24 protein-coding genes are annotated in these 19,582 nt (G+C 50.1%); 7 read left to right on the forward strand and 17 right to left on the reverse strand.

The window, feature by feature from the left end:
* Positions 1–5 precede the first annotated feature (5 nt).
* Positions 6–1,118, reverse strand: a complete 1,113-nt coding sequence (coxB, locus tag D9T21_RS17020; RefSeq protein ID WP_240621823.1) for a cytochrome c oxidase subunit II — start codon at positions 1,116–1,118, stop codon at positions 6–8.
* Positions 1,119–1,555: 437 nt separating this feature from the next.
* Positions 1,556–2,179 carry a transcriptional repressor LexA gene (lexA, locus tag D9T21_RS17025; protein WP_105933005.1) on the reverse strand — a complete coding sequence of 208 codons (624 nt, stop codon included), beginning with the start codon at positions 2,177–2,179 and terminating at the stop codon, positions 1,556–1,558.
* A gap of 155 nt (positions 2,180–2,334) precedes the next feature.
* Between lexA and D9T21_RS17030 the strand changes: the two genes are divergently transcribed.
* The 3 genes from D9T21_RS17030 to D9T21_RS17040 all read left to right on the forward strand — a co-directional run bounded on the left by D9T21_RS17030 (position 2,335) and on the right by D9T21_RS17040 (position 4,765).
* Complete coding sequence (locus tag D9T21_RS17030) at positions 2,335–2,769, forward strand: hypothetical protein (protein ID WP_105933004.1); 435 nt, start codon at positions 2,335–2,337, stop codon at positions 2,767–2,769.
* A gap of 387 nt (positions 2,770–3,156) precedes the next feature.
* Positions 3,157–3,549 carry a BlaI/MecI/CopY family transcriptional regulator gene (locus D9T21_RS17035; protein ID WP_105935032.1) on the forward strand — a complete coding sequence of 131 codons (393 nt, stop codon included), beginning with the start codon at positions 3,157–3,159 and terminating at the stop codon, positions 3,547–3,549.
* Complete coding sequence (locus D9T21_RS17040; protein ID WP_123326279.1) at positions 3,542–4,765, forward strand: M56 family metallopeptidase; 1,224 nt, start codon at positions 3,542–3,544, stop codon at positions 4,763–4,765. The genes D9T21_RS17035 and D9T21_RS17040 overlap by 8 nt, the downstream gene beginning before the upstream one ends.
* 67 nt (positions 4,766–4,832) lie before the next feature.
* Here the strand turns inward: D9T21_RS17040 and D9T21_RS17045 are convergent, their stop codons facing one another.
* The gene (locus D9T21_RS17045) at positions 4,833–5,531 is read right to left on the reverse strand and encodes a hypothetical protein (RefSeq protein ID WP_241155748.1); all 699 of its coding nucleotides are present in this window, start codon (positions 5,529–5,531) and stop codon (positions 4,833–4,835) included.
* Positions 5,532–5,699: 168 nt separating this feature from the next.
* Between D9T21_RS17045 and D9T21_RS17050 the strand changes: the two genes are divergently transcribed.
* From D9T21_RS17050 to D9T21_RS17055, 3 genes are read left to right on the forward strand one after another with little or no spacing between them, the layout of a single operon-like run.
* Entirely contained in the window at positions 5,700–6,446 is a 747-nt protein-coding gene (locus tag D9T21_RS17050; protein WP_105935030.1) for an SDR family oxidoreductase, read from the forward strand.
* 33 nt (positions 6,447–6,479) lie between these two features.
* Positions 6,480–6,602, forward strand: a complete 123-nt coding sequence (locus D9T21_RS23160) for a hypothetical protein (RefSeq protein WP_276309521.1) — start codon at positions 6,480–6,482, stop codon at positions 6,600–6,602.
* A complete protein-coding gene (locus D9T21_RS17055; RefSeq protein ID WP_123326283.1) occupies positions 6,599–7,000 on the forward strand; it encodes a VanZ family protein in 402 nt (133 codons plus the stop codon). Before D9T21_RS23160 ends, D9T21_RS17055 begins: the two co-directional genes overlap by 4 nt.
* Positions 7,001–7,098: 98 nt before the next feature.
* On the opposite strand, the gene D9T21_RS17060 is transcribed toward D9T21_RS17055, so the two are convergent.
* The 6 genes from D9T21_RS17060 to D9T21_RS17085 form a co-directional block, all read right to left on the reverse strand.
* Entirely contained in the window at positions 7,099–7,743 is a 645-nt protein-coding gene (locus D9T21_RS17060; RefSeq protein ID WP_123326285.1) for a tetratricopeptide repeat protein, read from the reverse strand.
* Positions 7,740–8,549: an SDR family oxidoreductase gene (locus D9T21_RS17065; protein WP_123326287.1), complete on the reverse strand. Its 810-nt coding sequence runs from the start codon at positions 8,547–8,549 to the stop codon at positions 7,740–7,742. The genes D9T21_RS17060 and D9T21_RS17065 overlap by 4 nt, the downstream gene beginning before the upstream one ends.
* On the reverse strand, positions 8,549–9,220 hold the full coding sequence (locus D9T21_RS17070) for an iron-containing redox enzyme family protein (protein WP_123326288.1): 672 nt from the start codon (positions 9,218–9,220) through the stop codon (positions 8,549–8,551). Before D9T21_RS17070 ends, D9T21_RS17065 begins: the two co-directional genes overlap by 1 nt.
* Before the next feature lie 16 nt (positions 9,221–9,236).
* On the reverse strand, positions 9,237–10,682 hold the full coding sequence (locus D9T21_RS17075; RefSeq protein WP_123326290.1) for an AMP-binding protein: 1,446 nt from the start codon (positions 10,680–10,682) through the stop codon (positions 9,237–9,239).
* Entirely contained in the window at positions 10,679–11,401 is a 723-nt protein-coding gene (locus D9T21_RS17080; RefSeq protein ID WP_123326292.1) for a thermostable hemolysin, read from the reverse strand. The genes D9T21_RS17075 and D9T21_RS17080 overlap by 4 nt, the downstream gene beginning before the upstream one ends.
* A 429-nt stretch (positions 11,402–11,830) precedes the next feature.
* Entirely contained in the window at positions 11,831–12,562 is a 732-nt protein-coding gene (locus D9T21_RS17085; RefSeq protein ID WP_164464733.1) for a substrate-binding periplasmic protein, read from the reverse strand.
* Between the two features lie 47 nt (positions 12,563–12,609).
* Here D9T21_RS17085 and D9T21_RS23165 point away from each other — a divergent pair, with 47 nt between their 5' ends.
* On the forward strand, positions 12,610–13,392 hold the full coding sequence (locus D9T21_RS23165) for a DapH/DapD/GlmU-related protein (RefSeq protein ID WP_277423866.1): 783 nt from the start codon (positions 12,610–12,612) through the stop codon (positions 13,390–13,392).
* Here D9T21_RS23165 and D9T21_RS17095 read toward each other — a convergent pair.
* From D9T21_RS17095 to D9T21_RS17130, 8 genes are all read right to left on the reverse strand, one after another.
* Positions 13,389–14,087: a hypothetical protein gene (locus tag D9T21_RS17095; protein ID WP_123326296.1), complete on the reverse strand. Its 699-nt coding sequence runs from the start codon at positions 14,085–14,087 to the stop codon at positions 13,389–13,391. The genes D9T21_RS23165 and D9T21_RS17095 overlap by 4 nt on opposite strands.
* Positions 14,084–14,851, reverse strand: coding sequence for an FTR1 family protein (locus D9T21_RS17100; RefSeq protein ID WP_123326298.1), 768 nt, complete (start codon positions 14,849–14,851; stop codon positions 14,084–14,086). Before D9T21_RS17100 ends, D9T21_RS17095 begins: the two co-directional genes overlap by 4 nt.
* On the reverse strand, positions 14,841–15,188 hold the full coding sequence (locus D9T21_RS17105) for a cupredoxin domain-containing protein (RefSeq protein WP_206427294.1): 348 nt from the start codon (positions 15,186–15,188) through the stop codon (positions 14,841–14,843). The genes D9T21_RS17100 and D9T21_RS17105 overlap by 11 nt, the downstream gene beginning before the upstream one ends.
* A 5-nt stretch (positions 15,189–15,193) precedes the next feature.
* Positions 15,194–16,495 (reverse strand): ATP-binding protein, encoded by a 1,302-nt coding sequence (locus D9T21_RS17110; protein ID WP_123326301.1) that lies wholly within the window; start codon positions 16,493–16,495, stop codon positions 15,194–15,196.
* Between the two features lie 3 nt (positions 16,496–16,498).
* Positions 16,499–17,164 (reverse strand): response regulator, encoded by a 666-nt coding sequence (locus D9T21_RS17115; protein ID WP_123326303.1) that lies wholly within the window; start codon positions 17,162–17,164, stop codon positions 16,499–16,501.
* Positions 17,165–17,275: 111 nt separating this feature from the next.
* Positions 17,276–18,499, reverse strand: a complete 1,224-nt coding sequence (locus D9T21_RS17120; RefSeq protein ID WP_241155749.1) for an ATP-binding protein — start codon at positions 18,497–18,499, stop codon at positions 17,276–17,278.
* On the reverse strand, positions 18,496–19,200 hold the full coding sequence (locus tag D9T21_RS17125) for a response regulator (protein WP_123326305.1): 705 nt from the start codon (positions 19,198–19,200) through the stop codon (positions 18,496–18,498). The genes D9T21_RS17120 and D9T21_RS17125 overlap by 4 nt, the downstream gene beginning before the upstream one ends.
* A complete protein-coding gene (locus D9T21_RS17130) occupies positions 19,200–19,574 on the reverse strand; it encodes a DUF3019 domain-containing protein (protein ID WP_164464734.1) in 375 nt (124 codons plus the stop codon). The genes D9T21_RS17125 and D9T21_RS17130 overlap by 1 nt, the downstream gene beginning before the upstream one ends.
* Positions 19,575–19,582 lie beyond the last annotated feature (8 nt).

Here is a 19,582-nt window from a genome sequence, read left to right on the forward strand (position 1 = left end):
TGCTCCTATTCCCCGCTGGCCACAGCGTTAACATCTTTGGCCTGCACCATATCACCGGTGTTATTGCCCCAGGCGTTACGCTCATAGGTAATCACCGCAGCCAGTTCTTTAAGGCTCAGCATTTTGCCAAACGCCTGCATGGCGGTGCCGGTTTTACCGTTTAATACAATGTCGATATGCCCTTGCATGTCGTTAAGTGCCATGGGGCTGCCTTTCAGGGCTGGGAATACGCCCGGTAAACCTTCGCCGTTAGGCATGTGGCAGGCTGCGCAGGTAGCGTTGTACACGCGCTCGCCCTCGGTCATCAGCTCTTCCATCGACATATTCATCGCCAGTAAGCGCTGTTCTTCCTCGCGGGCTTGCTGACGAATGGACTCCTGCTCACTGACCCAGGCTTCATAAGCAGCCGGCTCTTTGGCAATCACCACTACCGGCATAAACCCATGGTCTTTACCGCACAGTTCAGCGCACTGACCACGATAAATCCCGGGCTCATCGACCCGTGTCCAGGCTTCATTGATGAAACCCGGGTTAGCATCTTTCTTCACTGCGAAATCAGGCACCCACCATGAGTGGATCACATCGTCAGAGGTGATCAGGAAGCGTACTTTCTGGCCGGTTGGGATCACCAACGGGCGGTCGACTTCCAGCAGATAGTTTTCGCCCTTGGCGTAACGGTTATCGATTTGTTCACGCTGAGTCGCCAGCAGTGAATAAAACTCCACGTCGCGATCCATATACTTGTAATGCCATTTCCACTGCGAACCGGTTACCAGAACGGTCATATCCGGTTCGGTAGTATCTTCCATTGCAAGCAGTGTTTTGGCGGCTGGTACAGCCATAAAGATAAGAATTAAGAAGGGTAAAACGGTCCAGGCTATTTCGACTTTCACACTCTCGTGAAAGTTAGCTGGTTTTGCACCCCGTGATTTGCGATGCAAATACATAGAAACAAACATGATCCCAAACACTACTACTGCGATCCCCACACAAATGGAGAACATCAGCATGTGTAGATCGTAAACCTGGCCACTGATCTCTGTCGCGCCACGCCGCAGATTTAGTGCCGACACTTCGCCGCTTCCTGCTGCTACCGCTGTCGCGCCAGCTACCAACAGAACGAGTGCTGTCCAGGCTTTCAGTACACATATCCCGAGTTGTTTCACTCGACACCTCCGTTAGACCGGTAGCCACTCGCGAAACGCCCCAATGCGAAAAAGCCTGACTGGTCTGTATTGGTTGTTATTTGAACTGCCTTTTTAATATTTTGTGCTTACTTTGTTATTTTATTGTTAAGCACTGTATAAGAATTACTCATTGTGACTATAACGTCCAGCTATTTTTGTCTAAAATTCGGATAAATGGTTATTTTTTGTGCGAGGAGGGTAATCGGCGTGAATTTTGTTAGTGAGCTTTTACTAACTTAATAAGTAGACCTGAACAGGCAAAAAGTACCGGGAAAGCGTGGCTTAAAGAAAATAAAACCCTAAACGCAAGAAAACCGGCGAATGCCGGTTTTCAAATTCATAGATTTAAAAAATAATGCCTGGGGTGCTTACATCCAGTCGGCATTACGGATAACGCCTACAGCGATACCTTCGATATTAAACGGCTGATTAGCCAGGTCGACCTTAATGGGTGAGAATTCTTCATTTTCTGCATGCAGCAGTACTTCACGCCCGCGCTTTTCCAAGCGCTTTACGGTAACGTCTTCATCTACACGGGCCACCACTACCTGTCCATTGTGGACATCGCTGGTGCGGTGCACTGCTAACAAATCGCCGTCCAGTATGCCTATGTCTTTCATACTCATACCGTTTACACGCAGCAGGAAATCGGCTTTTGGATGGAATAACGCCGGATCCACTTTATAGTGCATTTCCACATGTTCCTGAGCCAGAATCGGCTCGCCAGCCGCAACCCGGCCAATCAGCGGTAAGCCTTCTTCTTCCACTTCGTCATCCAGCGGAATATTAAGCTTAATCCCCCGCGAAGTACCCGGAAGTATTTCAATCACGCCTTTTTTCGCCAACGCCTTTAAATGCTCTTCTGCAGCATTAGCAGAGCGAAAGCCTAACTGACGGGCAATCTCAGCACGCGTGGGCGGCATACCAGTATCCAGCATAGTGGATTTGATCAGATCGAGTACTTCTTGTTGTCGGGGGGTTAGTGGACGCATAAACAGCCTGTTATTCCATACAGTTGTTAGCAGTATAACGACTAAAACTTAAAACACAACGATTTTTGCTGGATCCAATTTAAGGCTCAACTAATCCATAGTACGATTTATTCAGCCGATAACAGGATGAAATAATCAAAAAGGATATTGCGATTGTGTCCAGCCATCGTGAAAGTATTTTTAAGAGAAATAATGTTTTAGCTCGAATTTATATTGTCATATTTCTTATAGGACTCTGGTTATACCAATATGTTGTTAGGGATCCAGCAAGCATCGACCCAGAAACGCTAGCTAAGTATGAACTTGGCCTTTATGGCACGCCGATAATTGTCATGTATTGTATTTTCGAGCTTTGGCGCACGTTTAATTATCCGTATAAGTTAATTATCAATGACGAAAAGAAAACGCTGACTGAAATCTACCTGATGAGTCAAAATACACTTACCTATCTGAGTATAGAGAAGGCACAAGTACGTGCTGGATTAGTTTTCCTGGTTGCCCTTAGTGAGAATAGAAAAATCAGGGTCAAAGGAGAATATAAAGAGATATCTGAAGCCCATAAATCTGATGCTAAGAACACCAGCAGATAAATCGCAAAGGGATAACGGCGAAGCTCTCAATACACCATCACAGCACTGATTCGAATATATTCGTAATAAAATCATGAATGAGGAGGCAAAGGGTGATGACGCACTGCCTCCTTATGAAGAGCGCTTCAAGGCCACTGAAGACAAAGTAATTGACTGCCTTTCGCAACTAAACCGATAGCCGCAAACCCTACTCATAAGAAAACCGGCTATTCCTGTATCGTAAAACGCTATCAGGAATAGCCTGCTAACTAGTTTTCTGCCAACTCTGCCTTTCCGCAATTTTATCTTTTTCAAAAAATCACTTGCCAGATCAGATTACACGTGTAATCTTAAAAATAGATCGACTACAAATGTAATCATTTCATTGAAATTGAGAGGAGGTGATCGATGAGTAACGACAATCCAAAAGCGGATATCTCCAACGCCGAATTTGAAGTGCTTGATGTACTGTGGGATGACTATCCCGCCACATCCAGCGATATTGTAAAGCGCTTAAATCAAAAAAAGCCGTGGCACGATAAAACCGTGAAAACCCTGCTCAGCCGATTAGTTAAGAAGGGCGTAGTGGACTTTGACAAGGCCCAGCGTCAGTACCTATACCGCCCGCTGATTGCCAGAGAAGACTACACCAAAAAAGAAGCCACCAGCTTTGTGAGCCGAATATTTAAAGGCAAGGTAGCGCCTCTGGTAGCCGGGTTTGCCAACCAGAATTCCCTGTCTCAACAGGACGTGGATGAGCTTAAGGCGCTGATTAAACAGTGGGAGCAAAACAATGACTGAGTGGCTCATTCAGCAGCTTATTCAACAACAAGGCCCATTATGTTTAGTGCTTGTCACCCTGATGGTTATGGAGCACTTTTTCACCGCCAGAATTGGCATCCGGCTGATGTATAAACTGTGGTGGATGGTACCGGTTGTGCTGTTGATGGCTAATCTGCCCATCCCAGGCATTTCATTGCCTGCCAATAGTTTTACCCGCTATGTAGTAAGCGGCTCGGTAGCGGTAAACGTTTCACAAAACACAGTATGGCTGGGCTTATGGGCAGCGGGTGCCTCTTGCATCGCGCTTTACCTGATAACGCAGTATTCACAGCTTGCCCGCTCCATAGATAAACCTATGACTGGCATTAAGAACACCTGGTTTGCCCGGCGGGCCACCACGCCAATGCTGTTTGGCCTGTTTGCGCCCAGAATATTGCTCCCGGCGAGCTTTACCCGGCTGTTTTGCCCCGTGCAGCAGCAATTAGTGCTCGAACACGAGAACACACACCGTAGGCACGGCGATCACTTATGGAATGCGCTGGCGCTGATAATAGTGACCGCCTTCTGGTTTAACCCTCTGGTCTGGCTGGCCCTGCGCTCATTCAGAATTAATCAGGAGCTGGCGTGCGATAACCAGGTATTGCGCCAGAAAAGCCCACAGGAAAAATTGCTCTATGCAAAAGCCCTCGTGGCCTGCGCAGAACAAAACTCCTCCTACCTTACAACCTACCCGACCTTTGGAGAAAAAAGCACCATGTTAAAACGACTCAATCTGATCAATAAGCCAAATTCGGCAAGTACAGTGGCTGGCGTAACGGCACTGGCTATCGCCGCTATTCTTACCACTCACACAGCACTGGCAAACCTGCCTGCCAATGATATTCAGGCCGACAAAGTCAATCTGGCTACGCCGGTAAAACGTGTGCCGCCGGTTTATCCAGACAGCGCAGCCCTGGCAAATCAGGAGGGATTTGTCACTCTCCAGTTTGATATCACTGAAACCGGCGCTACCGACAACATTAAAGTAGTGAAGTCGTCACCGGCTGGGGTATTTGACTCAAGTGCAGTGAAAGCAATGGAGCAGTGGCAGTATAAGCCACGAGTTCAAAGCGGTAAGGCACAAAGACAAACCGGCATTTTAGTGCAACTGGACTTTAAACTGGCAACCGACGACGATGAAAATGCGGCAAACAATCCAGATATTGAAAAAATCAACGTAGCCAAAGCCAAATAAAACACAGCTCCCTGGTACTCCCGTTTGCGTCAGTACATGCCGCGCTTGCGGGGGTACTATCCCCCACTCAGGCTGAGGTATATTGTTGCCGACGCCGGGCCGCCACATTGCTCACATTCACCCAGCGGAATAAATACATAATTATCAACTTTGTTATCGCACTGGTTATCGCTAAAGTAAGCAGTGGCCAGCCTTCCTTTACCCCCATACTCAGCGCAAAGGCAATAGTGGAAATATCCATCAGCAAAATAAACTGACTCATTTTAAGATCCACCGCACCGGTTTGCCCTGCTTTCAGGATCAAGCGGATTTGATGATAGTAGCCCTGAGCAATAAACACCGATACCAGCACAATAAGCAGGGTCGCAATATACCGGCTCTGATCGGCGATGGTTTTGCCCAACACCAGCCCTGCCCCCGCCAGTATCAGGCACGCTCCTGCCAGCACAACGCTCACCCGGGCCGCTCTTGATTTGCGGTCCTGCCAGATTTCAAACAAAATACCCATCACCAGCATCGCCGCGAGTAACCGGGGCCACACAATATAATGATTGAATGGCTCAATGGAGTAGCCATAAATAAAAAAAGACAGGTAAGCAAAAAAGCTCACGGTGAACTGATTCAGTGACAATAAAGCAGTCGGGCGCTCGGTTTTACTCACCATTTGCTTGCGGCGCCAGATGGTGCCCAGTTGTGAGTAAACACCCAGTACGCTTACCATAATGAATAGGGTATTAAGGGCCCCGAGTAAATTATATAAAGTCAAAATCTTATCCTTTCCACACATATATTGTCGACAATATTAATGTACAACATTAGAAATACATATTTATTACGGTTTTTATGAATATTAATGTCGACAATAACAAAGAAATGCATTACTTTCGTTCGTCGCTAAACGCTTTCGTAAACTGAACAATAAGAGGCACATCCCATGCTAAATCAGGTCGCAGTCATTACCGGCAGCAGCAGAGGAATAGGCGCAGCAACAGCGCGGCTGATGGCAGCAAAAGGCTATTCGATAGTGCTTAATTATCAGAACTCTGCCGGACCGGCTGAAGCATTAAAGCAAGAAATTAGCGCTATGGGTGTGCCGTGCATCGCGGTACAGGCCGATGTGTCTGAGGAAGATCAGGTTGAAGCCTTGTTTTCACAGGCCGACGCTTTGGGCCCCCTTGCAGTGCTGGTTAACAACGCCGGCATCCTGGCGCAACAAACCGGCCTGCGCGGCATTTCGGCGGAGCGGTTTCGTCATATCCTGAATGTAAACGTACTGTCCTGCTTCTTGTGTACCAAGGCAGCGGCAACAAGAATGTCGACAAAAGAGGGCGGCTGCGGCGGCACTATCGTAAATGTTTCCTCCACGGCGGCCAAATCCGGAGCCCCCAATGAATACACAGATTACGCCGCATCAAAGGGTGCTATGGATAGCTTTACCCGCGGCGCAGCACTGGAACTGGCTGACGAAGGGATTCGGGTAAATGCTGTGCGACCGGCCCTGATAGATACTGAGATGCATGCCTCAGGTGGCGAGCCGGATAGAGTCAAACGCTTACAGACAAAGATCCCTCTACAGCGACCGGGCACTGTACAAGAAGTTGCTGAAGCCATCGTCTGGCTGGCAACTAATAAATCATCCTTTGTAACAGGTAGCTTTATCGACGCATCCGGTGGATTATAGTCACACTGTACTGGCTATTTTGAAAGGCAACACATGGAAGTCAGAATTTTTACCAAAACCCTCGCCTACAAGCCGGGATTATTTGCGGCTACCCGGGAAGTTACTGACGGCGGTCTGCAGGACGAAGTCAATCAGCGCTTGGTACACATTCAATGACTAATTTAACCCGCTTAGCAGCCCTTGCTTTTTTACTGTTTATTGTGTGGGTTATTTATATGGCCAACGCCGGGCACAACAGTGTATTTTTTGACTTTGTTGCAGCCATTCCCTACGGCGACAAACTTGGCCACGTAGGTTTATTCGGCACCTTAACCTTTTTAACAGTGCTGGCATCACAGTTTGCCGGCTGGACGCTAAATAACACCAGGCTGTATTTTGCTGCCATCGCGGTTACGCTGTTTGTGATTGGTGAGGAGATCAGTCAGGCCTTTATCCCTTCTCGTACCTTTGACGTTGCCGATCTAAGCGCCGATGCAGTAGGTATTCTGCTGGCCATACTGGTGTTACGCAAGCTGGAGAAAACGGCAGGTATGCAAACCTACCTTCAGCGCTGACGTCATACAAAACGGTGGTAGGTCATCGCCATTAGTAAGCAAACTATGGTATTGACGTAACCTGCCACCAAGGCGTTTCGAACAAACAGCTATAACTTTTAGTGGATCTTTTTCTCTACTTTGGCGCGCAGGGCCGCGATATCTTTGTGACGACCTTCGTCAGCTAATGGTCGTGCCGGTCGTGGCGCGGCATTTAGCGCTTTATCCAGATAAGCCAGCGCCTGTTCATATTCGCCACCGTCGTACAGGTATTCAGCGTAAAAATAGTTGCTGTCTATGCCATCCGGATTTACCTGCAGCGCACTTTTTAACAGCTGCTCAGCTTTTTTGTCGCTGCCAAAGCCAATCGGCCAGCCTGGCACTTTGTGGTACAACACACCAAGGCTGGTCATTGCCGATCCCTGCAGCGCATGAGAATCGATAGCCAACGCATCCTCAAAGCTCTTCTTAGCAGACTTGGCGTATTTCAGCGCGCCTATACCGCCTTCTGCACCGGCAGTGCTCGACTGTACAATCCCCAGCCAGATTAAATATTCCGGCTGCTTTGGCTCGGCTGCCACCAGCGCCTCGGCTTGTTTTATCAGTGATTTAAATTCATCGGCTTTTTTATTATTGTCGATGTCAGCGTAGTTAATTCTGGCCCAGGCAGACTGAATATCAGCCAGTCCCGGGGTACTCTCAGCGGCAGTCAGAGGCAGGCACACAGCCACCAGCAAAGTTAGCAAATAGCGAACAGTTTTCATGACAGTTTCTCCTTTGTGACGGATGTCAAAAAGCGTTGAATAACGGGTAGTTTTTTAATAAGCGCACGGTCAACAATGGCGGGAAACACCCCATTGATGCGGGCAAAAAGTCGCTCCGGAAAACCAATAAACCAGCGGGATTTATTGCCTTCAAGTTGTGCAACTAAGGCATCAGCGACGCGTTCTGGCGGGTCCATCTGATTGCCCAACGCCTGATTCATCGATACCACGGCGTCGGAGTTAATCGCAGTCTGAGTGGCCCTGGGAGCCAGGTAATAAAAGTTAACCGAACTGTGCGCATACTCACGAATCAGGGATTCAGTAAATCCCCGTAAACCGAATTTAGAGGCGCAGTAGGCCGCATGGCAGGGAAATCCAATGCTGCCAAAGGTAGAGCCAACATTAACCACGTAACTTTTGCCTGCACGTTGCAATACAGGCAACAAGCGCTGGATCAGGGCGATGGGCGCCGTTAAGTTAGTGGCTAACAGCGCTTCAATCCGGGCCATTGGAATAGCACTGAAATTGCCAATTTCATTAATACCGGCACTGTTTATCAGCATCGTGGGCGGGTGCTCATGACACACCGCCACAACCTTATCCAGACCTTCGGCCGTGGTGATATCAGCGCAGGCAACCGTGTGACGCCCGGGCAATGATTCAAGCAGTTCGCTAAGTTTAGCCCCATTGCGGCCCGTAAGGATAAGCGAGGCACCAAGGCCAGCCAGCTTGCGGGCAATGGCTTCCCCGATTCCGCCTGAAGCGCCGGTAATCAGGCAAACCTGCTGTTGCCAGTCAATACTCATCAGGCTGCCTCCCCAAGCGTATCCTTGCATGCCAGCGTGCGAAAGATATTGGCGTACAGCTGAAAGAACATTTTGGCTGAATGGATAATCAGATCCTGCTCAGCTTTATCGTCAATTTTGTTCATCAGGTCTCGAAAGAACACGATATGCTCCTGATCCAGCGAACCATGGGAGCGCAGATAACTGAACGCGCCACCGGGTAAATCCAGGGTTTTTCTAATCATGGCGGCCGCGTTATCCGCCAGCGCAATGCTGGTACCTTCCAGCACAAACACCATACCAAAGAAGCACAAGGGATTTTTACGACGAATAGCGTCATAAGCATAAGCTACCATTAATTCGGTGGCCGCCGATGGCTGACTATGTCGCACGGCTTCTTTATCCACCCCGCAGGTAGCTAAATCATTGAGGATCCATTCCTGATGGCCCATTTCTTCCTCAATATATTCACCTACCGCTTCTCGCAACCACTCTTTGCTTTCTGGTAACGCTGCACCGGTGGCCATAAGTAAGGGTACGGTATGTTTTACGTGGTGGTAGGCTTCGCGCAGAAAGGCCGTGTAATTATCCAGGGTAATATCGCCCCTGAACACCTGTTGAATAATCGGCGAACCAGTTAAGTAAGCTCGCTCTGCCTGGGTTTCCTGCTCTAAACGGGTATATAAATTCATGCTAATTACTCCTCGCCTAAGCCACTGCCGGCGTATACATAGTGTCGATAACGGTCTGAAAATGCGTAACGGCTTGTTGCCGTTTTAATTTGCCATTGGCGGTAAATAAGCCAGCATCGGCCGCAATTTCAGGCAGGGTTTGCCACGCCTGCAAGCGGGCATAGTCGGGCAGTTGTTGATTAACTGCCGCAAGGTGTTGCTCAATCATTTGTGCGGTTACGCCCCTATGACGCGGCACTAACAGCGCAGCGCAATGCGGACGCGCTTCACCCACCACCAGCACCTGGCTGAACAGCCCCCCGGCGAGCAACAGACTTTCAATCCACTCTGGGGAAATATTGCGGCCTAATGAGGTGATAATGAGGTTTTTCCTGCGGCCAGCCACGTAGTAATAGCCGTCTTCTTCACTCACTAAATCGCCGGTTTTTACTACTGTGGGATAAAAGGATTGCGGCTGGTTCAGATAGCCGAGGAAAATGGTGCCACTGGCCACCAGTTCGCCGTTTTCAATGGTAAGGGTGTTGTGACCAAGCGAACGCCCTACGCTGTCTGGATTCTCCGCGCCTGGCAGGTTCAGGGTATTAACCGAGACACATTCAGACAGGCCATAGCCCTGATAAACCGGCAAGCCGGCTTCACGTGCTTTGGCTATCAAACCAGCCGGCACATGAGCGCCGCCCACCGCGATAAACTGCAATGACTTTGGCGGCTGCCAACCATTACTGCAAGCGGTAACCAGCATGAATAACAGCTCAGGCACCAAAATCAACGACTCAGGCTGCGCTTTACTGATGGCGCTTAACATGGCCGCCGGGTCGGTTAGCCGGGCGCCGGAAAAACCGAGCTCTTCACTGCCACAAACGACCACAGTGCCACCACAGTTCAGAGGCGCGTACACACCTGCGATATTCTCAAGCAGGGTCGCGAGCGGCAATAAACACTGATGGCGCACATAAGGCATAGCCAGCGCAGCATCGAGGCTTGCGGCAACCCTGGCCTGCGATGCGTTACTCAGGCAAACCCCTTTGGGGTTACCGGTAGAGCCGGAGGTAAAGGTGACTTTTCCTGTACCGGTGGGGATCTCCGGTATCTCTGAGTTATCGCGTAATAATGCATACAGCAGATTAAACGGCGAAGTGGTTATATGGCTATCATCAATCAGTGCAGGTTGATCGGTGATGATGAGTTCGATACCGGCTTCGGCCAGCAGGTGCTGCCGCTGCGATGTCGAAAAATAGGGCGGAACAGGCACCAGTAATTTGTTTGCGCGCTGACACGCCAGATCGCAAATAATCCATTCGGCACTGTTTTCGGCTAGCAGAGCCAGCCGCTGGGCTGGTTGCGTTGTTAGCCAATCAGCCACTTGGTTAACCCTTTCATTCAGCTCAGCGTAAGTCAGGTTACCGCTACGAGATTCCAGAGCAACTCGATGCGGCCATTGCTGCCAGTGTTGTAACATCATAATTGCGCTCCTAACTCAGCAGAAAATGCAGGCACCAGGGGAGCAAACTGCTCATAACCAGCTCGCAGTTTCGGGTTATCCAGGGTTAACTGAATAATATCTGCCACCCTGGCGGCCACTACTTTTGGCGCCGTCTGATAATAAGAGCCCCAGTTTTGTTTAGGCTCACCCAAACGGGCTTCATCGGCGTCTGTAAGATGATGTAAAGTAAGGCCGCCGTGCTCCATCATGCGTTGCAGCTGGCTGGTGGCGGTAAATACCAGTAGCGAAATGTGCTGCTGAAATAAGCCCATAGCGGTGAGCAGTAATAAGGGCATGGTGAAGCGGGAGGACCGGCTGTAAAGATTGCCAATTTCAGCCAGTCGATGACGAGGGCAGTGAATGCCTTTTTCTGCCATAGCCTGTTCCAGAGGCTGCTCAAAATAGGTTTCAACAAACAGCTTATGTTCACCGGTGCGAACACCAAGGGCAGCTTCTATTTTGCTGCGCCCCAGAGCCACCAGCAACGGCATAAACTCGGTAATCTGTGCCTGATAGGCCTGGTTAAAGCCCCTGGCAATATGGTTTTCAATGGTTTTTCTCTTTGTGCTCTGCTTGTTTGCGACATGAACTGCCAAATGGCTGGTCAACTGACCACAAACAGGCACCACAGTCGAGCCTGTGCGCGGGATACGCAAGGCTGATAATTGTTCTGAAACAGGTTGGATGGAACTCAACATAACTTCGTCTCATTGGTGACTGTTGAGCGTAAGTATGAAGTGTCAACATTAAGGAAAACTTAAGCACAAAAAAATCCCCAGATTTTTTTGTGTCCCGGAAACGTTTACGTTATCCGGGATCTTCATAACAGGCTGACTTCTCGGATAAAATAATCAGAATATGACGCTAATTATTTTTTTGTGTCCCGGTTTTACAACGTAAAGACCGGGACTTCCTTAACAAACTGACTACCCGATAAAAACCTTAGAATTATCCCTTCCCACTTTTTTTGGCATCCCGGAAACGTTTACGTTATCCGGGACCTCCAGAACAGGCTGACTTTTCTTATAAAACAACTAAAGCATAACGCTGAATTTTTTGGCATCCCGGTTTTACATCGTAAAGACCGGGCCCCCTTAACAGCTTAATTTCGCTGATAAAACAACAGTTCAGTCACAAGTGAGCTTGGGGAATTTATGATCGCCAGAGTGGCGCTTAATGGAGCGGGAGAGTTGGCCACTGTTGATAAATCTGTCCATATAGCGATTAATGAGCGGTAGCATGGTTTGTTTTGCGGGCCTGCTCACCAGTACCAAATCGACGCTGCTGATGACATTAGGGGACTGGTAAAACTCGCTGTAGCAAAACTGCCGTTTATTAAGCACCGACAACGCGTTTTGCTCACTCATAATGGCATAGTCACAACGACCTTTGGTGAGCATAAGCGCCATCAGCGTCTGACTTGCCGAATCTACCCGTAATAGCGGATGCTCCTGATCTTCAAAAGCCGTCTGTAACACCGGATATTTAAAGCCGAAACGGGTACATACCGCCTCACCATTACTCTCAGCAGGGACAAATGGACCGTCAAACTCAGTGGTGGCATAAAGATAACTGTCGTGCTGGATAAGAGGTTTACTGAATATAAAGCCACTGGGGTCGTCCAGCCACTCCTCACCCGAGAGGAACATATCGGCCTTTCCCTGGCGCAACAGCAGCTCGTTACGGGCGCGGCTGGAGTCGAGGTAGGTGACATTCAGGTTTGCTTCCTCGGCGAAGCTGGCAAAAAAATCTACCACCACGCCCTGATAGGACTGGCTTTGCGTATCAAAATACAGATAGGGCGGTGAGCCGGGCGAATTAATCGCAAAGATAATCTCTTGCGCGGGCGGTAAAGCCACTGCACGACCAGCAGAGAATACACTGCTTAGAAGTAAGAGTATGCAATATGAAATTAACCGCATTGTGCTCAACCTGTGTGCCTTCTCTACCAAAACAGCTGATGCCGCATAAAACAACGCCGCAGTATAACTCAAGGGCTTGTTACACGCTAACCCGGCATTACCTGTTGCAGGCGAGGCGCTGCGACACATTGCATATTGATGCTTATTTAGGTATTTATAGCGCCAGATTGTTACGCTTAACGAATTGGACAGACATGAATTTACCCACGTTTTTAGCCACCCTTAACAGCGGCGAGAAAGTTCTGGCCGGCTCCGATGTGCATATGTACATGCATAAACTGAGTCAGGATGCGTTTAAGGTTACCGCCAAAATCAATAATCAGTACAACACGCCTGAACAAATGACCGCTTTGCTCTGCGAACTGACCGGCCAGGAAGTAAGCCCCACCGTAACCGTGTTTCCGCCGGTATTTACCGACTGTGGTAAAAACCTGCACTTCGCCGAGAATATCTTTATTAACTCCGGCTGTAAATTTCAGGATCAGGGCGGTATCTACATTGGCTCAGGCACGTTGGTTGGTCATAACGTGGTGTTCGCATCACTCAATCATGAGCAGGATCCGCAGGCTCGCGGAAATCTGTTACCGGGTAAAATTACGGTAGGGGAAAATGTCTGGATTGGCGCCAACGCAACCATTCTGGCGGGGGTCACCATTGGTGATGGTGCCATTATTGCTGCGGGTGCTGTCGTCACCAAAGACGTTCAGCCAAACACCATTGTGGGCGGTGTACCGGCGAAGTACCTTAAAGATGTTGAGATAGATTAAAACTCATACTCCATGGCCATACGCAGTGTATGGTCTTTACTGTCACCGTTGAGTCCGGCAATAAAAGCCAGCTCCCATTTAAGCTGCTTTTGTTTATCAAAGCGTTTGATCCCCATAAAGGCCGGGCCCACGCCAATAAAATCCTCGGCCGCGTAAAACTCAACCGCAGGCTGAATTTCCGGGATCCAGCGGTAGCGAAATTTCATTTTAAACTCGCTTTCAAATTCTGAAGGTACGGTATCGCCCCATTCGTACACCAACATTACGTTAGTGGTTAAACTGAAGCGCCCCAGTTCCTTTTCGGTAAGCACGCCGCCTTTGAACTCCCAGTCGTTACTGGCATTTTGCTTTTCCAGTTCAAATAGCAGCCCCCAGTCGGCCCAGTACTGGCCCTGCTCAGTAAGCATTGAGCGCAGTTCCAGCTCGTAACCGGCCACGCCAAAGTCGCCCGACTCATCGCGGGAGCCAACAATGTAGGCTTCCAGGATGGTGTACTCCGATAAAGCATGCCCAAAAGAAATCCGTTGCATGAGGATATTGCCATCTTCCTCACTTTGCCTTGAGGTCAGGCGCCATTCCACTTCCCGTTCGAAGGGCAAAACGTAAGGGTGATACACCCGATCCACGGTAAAATTGTCGGCCAGTACTTTGCCCGGCAAAAGCAGTAAGAGGGCGATAGCCAGATATAATCTCATTTCAACTCCCCGGTTAGCTGACGCTTGCCAACCAGTAACGAATACAGATAGCAATACATCACAGGAAACAGCACTGCAGCCAGATAAACCAGCATGTAAGCACCGGTAGGCGTGGCTTCGTAGCCAATTAATACATTTAAAAAGTGGCCATACTCGCTGTCATCTGCCACCCAGCCAGACGTATCCCACAGGCGATTTTGATTTGGCAGCAAATTAATTTGCTCCAGTAACATGGCGATACCCGCTATCTGACCGGCAAAAAATACCGTCAGGACAGTCAGCTTAATTAACCGAATGCGTACGGCAGCCACTGCCACATACACCAATACGCCCACGCTGAGGCTAATGCCCAGACCAATCACGTTACCCAGAAAAAGCGACGTATCGGCATCCGGGGCAGACCAGTAGGCAAGCAAGTAAATAATAAAGTGAATCACGTTAATAAACGTGATCCCCACCATCAGCAAGGCACTTAAGCGCTGGCTGGCATCAGCCTCGCCCTGATACTGGCGGCGGATATACTCGCCCAGTCCTAATAACATCAACATCAGCACCAGGGTTTTAATCAGCTCCAGGCCGCCGCCCTCAAACCACTCTGAGACCACCGACAGGTTGAAATACAATGCCACAGCAAACAGAAATCCCGCCACCGTGCCGCCGAGTAGATAGCGAACACTGCCGCCCTGCTGAGCCAGTAAAAAGCTAAATAATAAGAATACTGGCAGGGTGTCGCGAATAAACAGGATCACGGTATTAATTAGCATCCGTTGCCTCCTCGTTAGTCACGATAACGTAACCCACGGCCGAGTTAGGGTGCAGCTCACCAAAAAATTTATAGCTGCCACTGGGTAGCGGCCCTACAAAAATGGTGCCTTTGCTGTTGCCGAAAATCACTTTTTCCCGGTTCAGATCGAAGCTGTCAATTTCCTCTGGCGACGGGTCGTGATTAATAAACACCAGGCGTACTTTTCGGCCTTCGGGGATCCGGACAGTTTGCGGTATAAACAGATGGTCACGAATTTCGATAACCACCTCCGGCAGCGCCGCCAAAGCGCCCAAAGGCGAAAGAGTTAATAGTGCCAGCACCGCGGCTTGCTTCATCAACCTCATGACTCCGTTACCTCAAGAGGTAAACTCACTGTCACGCTTAAGCCGCCCAGTGAAGTGTCACCCAGTGCAATACTGCCATGATGCAACGTGACAATCTGACCAACAATGGCCAGGCCCAGGCCGCTGCCGGTAGATTTGTATTTTTCATCTTTCTGATCGCGGTAGAAGCGTTTAAGTACCTGCGAACGCTCGTGTGGTGCAATACCGGGCCCTGAGTCCTCTACCACCAGGCAAACCTGCTGGTCCTTAACCAGCACCGATACCTGAATAGCTGCGCCCTGGGGCGAATAGGCACTGGCATTGGCGAGCAGGTTTTGCAGCAGGGTGTAGAGGGTAAATTCGGTACTCATCAGCAAGGCACTATCGCCCTCAAGGCTGATTTCCTGTCGTTTACTTTCTATTTTACTGTACAGGTCGGCAATCACGTTTTGCGCCACCACAAAAGCATCCACCTGACTAAGCTGGTTATGGAACATTTCCGGGCTGGTACGACTCAGCAGTAAGATCTGATTGACCACGTGGATCATTCGGTCCGTATCCTGCTGGATAGCCTGCAGTTTGCCCGCTTCATCCCGACGTTCTTTAGCCAGATTGTGCAGGTTAATTTTCATCACACTCAGCGGCGTGCGCAGCTCGTGGGCGGCATTGGAGGCAAACTGCTGTTCGCGCTCAAAGGCTTCATTAAGGCGCAGGAGCATGGTGTTCAGGGTGTCCATCACCGGCTGCATTTCGGTAGGCACCTGGGGTAAAGACACCGGCGACAAATCCTTGCCCTGACGGTTAGAGAGCTTCGATGACAGCAACTTAAGGGGTTTTAAGCCGAGGCTTACCGACATAAAGACGATCAGCGCTAGGATCGGCACGGCATAAATAAACGGCATAATCACCGATACCGTGAGCGCATCGGTAAGTCCTACCCGGCTCTGCAGTGGCTGGCCAACTATCACTGTGGTGCCGTCGGTCAGGGTTTGTTTATACACTCGCCAGCGTCGGCCATCAAAGTTTTGCTCAGAGAAGCCGTCGGCCCCGAGAGTAAGGGGTTTATCCGGTTGATTGGGCGAGTCAGTGATCAATTTGTCGTTGCGCCATATCTGGTACACCAGCTCACTGCTGCCCAAATCCTCAACCTGCTGGCCATTGCTCAGGGCTACCGAGTAAAGCAGAGTAGTTAACTCCTGATCCATAAACCGTGACGACATCGACAGCGCCGCGCGATAACCATGGATCGCAGCACTGAAAATCACCAGGATCAGAGAGCTGATAAGCACCAGCGTGATAGTGCGCCGTATTGAATGCAATCGTCAGGCTCCGTTCACCGGAATACTGTAGCCAACGCCACGGATAGTTTTAATAAAGTTCTCCGGCAGCTTTTTGCGCAAATGATGAATGTGCACTTCAATAGTATTGCTCGATACCTCGTCGCCCCATTCGTATAGCCTTGATTCCAGCTTTTGTTTGGGCTGAATACGGCCGCCGTTTTCCATCAGTACCTTTAATAACATCAGCTCCCGGCGGGGCAGGGAAACCGCTTCACCGGCTACTGTGAGTTCCAGCGTTTGCGTATTTAAGGCCACCTTGCCAATTTTTACCATGGCCGTGCTGGCCGTGCCCAGGCGACGTTCGAGCACCCGCAGCCGGGCAAACAGTTCGTCCATATCAAAGGGTTTGGGCAGGTAGTCATCGGCGCCGGCGTCGAGGCCAAGTATTTTATCGGTCACCTTATCCCGGGCGGTCAGAATGATCACCGGCATGTCTTTTACCTTTTGGCGGATTTGCCGCAGCACCTCAAGACCGTCCATGTCCGGTAGGCCGAGGTCGAGGATCACTATATCGGTTTGCTCAGCCGTCAGCATGGCCAGCGCTTCCTTACCACGGTAAACACAGTCCACAACATAGTTTGCCCCCCGCAACGAACTGCTCAGGGCTGCCGACAACGGCTCATCGTCCTCAACTAAAAGAATACGCATGTGATTGATATCGGGATAATTAACGTACTGGTAGTATAGCAGTTAAAGCTTAAGCAAACCTTAAGCGAAGTTGAAGCAGATCACGGTTTCGGCTGATTAAACAGCCAGTTGCTAAAGCGGATAAGAAAGGATAAAACAGGCCCCGCCCAGCGAGCGGCTGGACGTTACCGAGGCCGAGCCTTGGTGCCAGATCTGGATACGTTGCACAATTGCCAGCCCCAGGCCCGCGCCGCCAGCATAGCGCACCCGGCTGTTATCAGGCCGGAAAAAGGGGTCAAAAATGCGTGATGCCAGCGCGGGCTCAACGCCACTGCCGTCATCATTAACGGCAATATTAACCGCATTATCGGTTTGATAGACCTCAACGATCACCTGTGACTTAGCATGCCGGATGGCATTATTGAGCAGATTGATTACGGCTCGTTCGATGAAATGACCATCGCCGCGCACGGTCAGTTCATCACCGCAAACCAGCAGGGTTTTGTTAGTGGTAGGCGCTAATCTGGCCACCACTTCACTGCATAGCGTATTTAGCGGAATATCGGCGATGTTGAGCTCCGGCGTCATGGCATCGTACTGGGTGTAATCGAGCATCTCCTGCACCAGCCCCTCAAGCTCATCCAGATCGGCCTGAATGCCACGCCATACCTGACTATCCGGCTCAGGTTTCATTTCCAGGGCAAACTTTAATCTGGCAATGGGCGTTCTGAATTCATGAGCCACAGCACCGGTCAGTTCGCGTTGGTCACGTAGTAAACCGTGCACCCGCTCGCTGAGCATATTGAGCTTGTTAGCGATAGGCTGGATAACAGAGCGCTTTTTAAGCGCGATAGCGACATTTTCACTCTCCTGGCCAAGGTGATTGACCTTGCGGGTAAGATAAGCCAGATCCCGCCACAGGGGCCACAACCAGATTGCCAGCATAACGCCTAATAGCAACAGGAATGCCGAAAGATAGATCAACAAATAGGGCCTGGACACTTCGGTAAAAGGCAGCGAAAGCACAATCAGGCGGTTTTCGCTGGCTGGCATATAAATGAACCTGGCTGTTTCGGTGTACAGAGTAACAGGCTGCCCGGCTGCCAGGTCGGCTTTCTCGGCGGCAGACCAGTTAATCGCCGCGCTATCTTTTAGTTCGTAATCGATACCCGCCTGGCGGAGTTTTTCCAGCAGCTGGTTTTGGTCCTCCAATGCCAGCGGCAATAAGGCTTTTGCCAGCACCATATCGGCCGACTCGCGGTAATCCTCACCCGGCCAAATCAGCTCAAGCGTGCTGCTGATTAGCACCAGAGAAACCGCCATAAACAGGTAAAAGCTCACAAACAGGCGGGTCATTCGTCACTCCACGCATCCGCCACAAAAAAGAAGCCCTTGCCCCAGATAGTTTTGATCCGGTAAGGGTTTTGCGGATTGTCTTTGAGCTTTTTACGCAAGCGGGACACCCTGACGTCGGCCGAACGGTCGAGACCGTCGTATTCACGGCCAATCAGCTCCTTATACAGGGTGGTTCGTTCTACCAGCTGTGAGGCGTTATCGGCCAGTAAACACAGCAGGTCGAATTCGTGGCTGGTTAAGGTGATATCCTCGCCGCCCAGATTCACCCTGCGCGACAGTTTATCAATACTCAGCTTGCCAAAGGTCACCACCGAGCCGCTATGCACCGGTGCTTCAGTTGAGGTGGCTCGACGCATCAGGGCATTCACCCTGGCTAACAACACCCGGGGTTCCACCGGCTTAACCACGTAATCATCAGCGCCAATTTCCAGGCCCAGCACCTGATCAAAACTTTCACTTTTCGCCGTCATAAACAGCAGCGGCCCGGAATAAAACTGGCGCAAGCGATTGCATAAGATAAAGCCATCATCCCCAGGTAGCATGACGTCCAGAATAATGGCATCCGGTGGTGAGGCTTTCACCCGTTCGATGAGCCCTTCACCATCGGCAAACCGGGTCACGCTGAAGCCGTTCGCCGTCAGGTACTGACTAACCAGTTCAGCCAGTCTTTCATCGTCTTCAACCAGGATAAGCGACTTCATCAGAATAAACTCCAGGGATTTTTAACGCGGCGTCTGAGCATCGAGGCGCTGCGATAACGCAGTGTGAGTATTACCGAAGCCTGGTAGGTATTGCTTTCTCTCACCAGGCTCAGTTCTGACTCCTCTTTTAACGTAACCTTCACCGCCCCCGGCATAGCACTATAAGGCCAGCACCCCAGCGGCTCGCGGTTCAGCGTCAGGCAATATTTGTCGTCAGGAAGCGGTGGATAGTGCAGCGTGACTGACATAACACATTCATCGCCTTTTTCCGCAGCGATACACTCACTGGGCGTGGCTGAAAAGGCGTCGTCCTCGGCTTCTGCCGGCATTAACAATGCACCTGAGAGCAGCAGAAGTAAGCAGAATAAACGCACCGACGCCC

Source organism: Marisediminitalea oceani, assembly GCF_003731635.1.
GTDB lineage: Bacteria > Pseudomonadota > Gammaproteobacteria > Enterobacterales > Alteromonadaceae > Alteromonas > Alteromonas oceani.

Coding starts and splice junctions, on each gene's coding strand:
- D9T21_RS17120 (WP_241155749.1), bottom strand. CDS start 18,499: ATGACCCGCCTGTTTGTGAGCTTTTACCTGTTTATGGCGGTTTCTCTG.
- D9T21_RS17060 (WP_123326285.1), bottom strand. CDS start 7,743: ATGAAAACTGTTCGCTATTTGCTAACTTTGCTGGTGGCTGTGTGCCTG.
- D9T21_RS17050 (WP_105935030.1), top strand. CDS start 5,700: ATGCTAAATCAGGTCGCAGTCATTACCGGCAGCAGCAGAGGAATAGGC.
- D9T21_RS17100 (WP_123326298.1), bottom strand. CDS start 14,851: ATGCTAATTAATACCGTGATCCTGTTTATTCGCGACACCCTGCCAGTA.
- D9T21_RS17095 (WP_123326296.1), bottom strand. CDS start 14,087: ATGAGATTATATCTGGCTATCGCCCTCTTACTGCTTTTGCCGGGCAAA.
- D9T21_RS17075 (WP_123326290.1), bottom strand. CDS start 10,682: ATGATGTTACAACACTGGCAGCAATGGCCGCATCGAGTTGCTCTGGAA.
- D9T21_RS17035 (WP_105935032.1), top strand. CDS start 3,157: ATGAGTAACGACAATCCAAAAGCGGATATCTCCAACGCCGAATTTGAA.
- D9T21_RS17105 (WP_206427294.1), bottom strand. CDS start 15,188: ATGAAGCAAGCCGCGGTGCTGGCACTATTAACTCTTTCGCCTTTGGGC.
- D9T21_RS17040 (WP_123326279.1), top strand. CDS start 3,542: ATGACTGAGTGGCTCATTCAGCAGCTTATTCAACAACAAGGCCCATTA.
- D9T21_RS23165 (WP_277423866.1), top strand. CDS start 12,610: ATGAAATTAACCGCATTGTGCTCAACCTGTGTGCCTTCTCTACCAAAA.
- D9T21_RS17125 (WP_123326305.1), bottom strand. CDS start 19,200: ATGAAGTCGCTTATCCTGGTTGAAGACGATGAAAGACTGGCTGAACTG.
- D9T21_RS17080 (WP_123326292.1), bottom strand. CDS start 11,401: ATGTTGAGTTCCATCCAACCTGTTTCAGAACAATTATCAGCCTTGCGT.
- D9T21_RS23160 (WP_276309521.1), top strand. CDS start 6,480: ATGGAAGTCAGAATTTTTACCAAAACCCTCGCCTACAAGCCGGGATTA.
- D9T21_RS17115 (WP_123326303.1), bottom strand. CDS start 17,164: ATGCGTATTCTTTTAGTTGAGGACGATGAGCCGTTGTCGGCAGCCCTG.
- D9T21_RS17065 (WP_123326287.1), bottom strand. CDS start 8,549: ATGAGTATTGACTGGCAACAGCAGGTTTGCCTGATTACCGGCGCTTCA.
- D9T21_RS17070 (WP_123326288.1), bottom strand. CDS start 9,220: ATGAATTTATATACCCGTTTAGAGCAGGAAACCCAGGCAGAGCGAGCT.
- D9T21_RS17055 (WP_123326283.1), top strand. CDS start 6,599: ATGACTAATTTAACCCGCTTAGCAGCCCTTGCTTTTTTACTGTTTATT.
- lexA (WP_105933005.1), bottom strand. CDS start 2,179: ATGCGTCCACTAACCCCCCGACAACAAGAAGTACTCGATCTGATCAAA.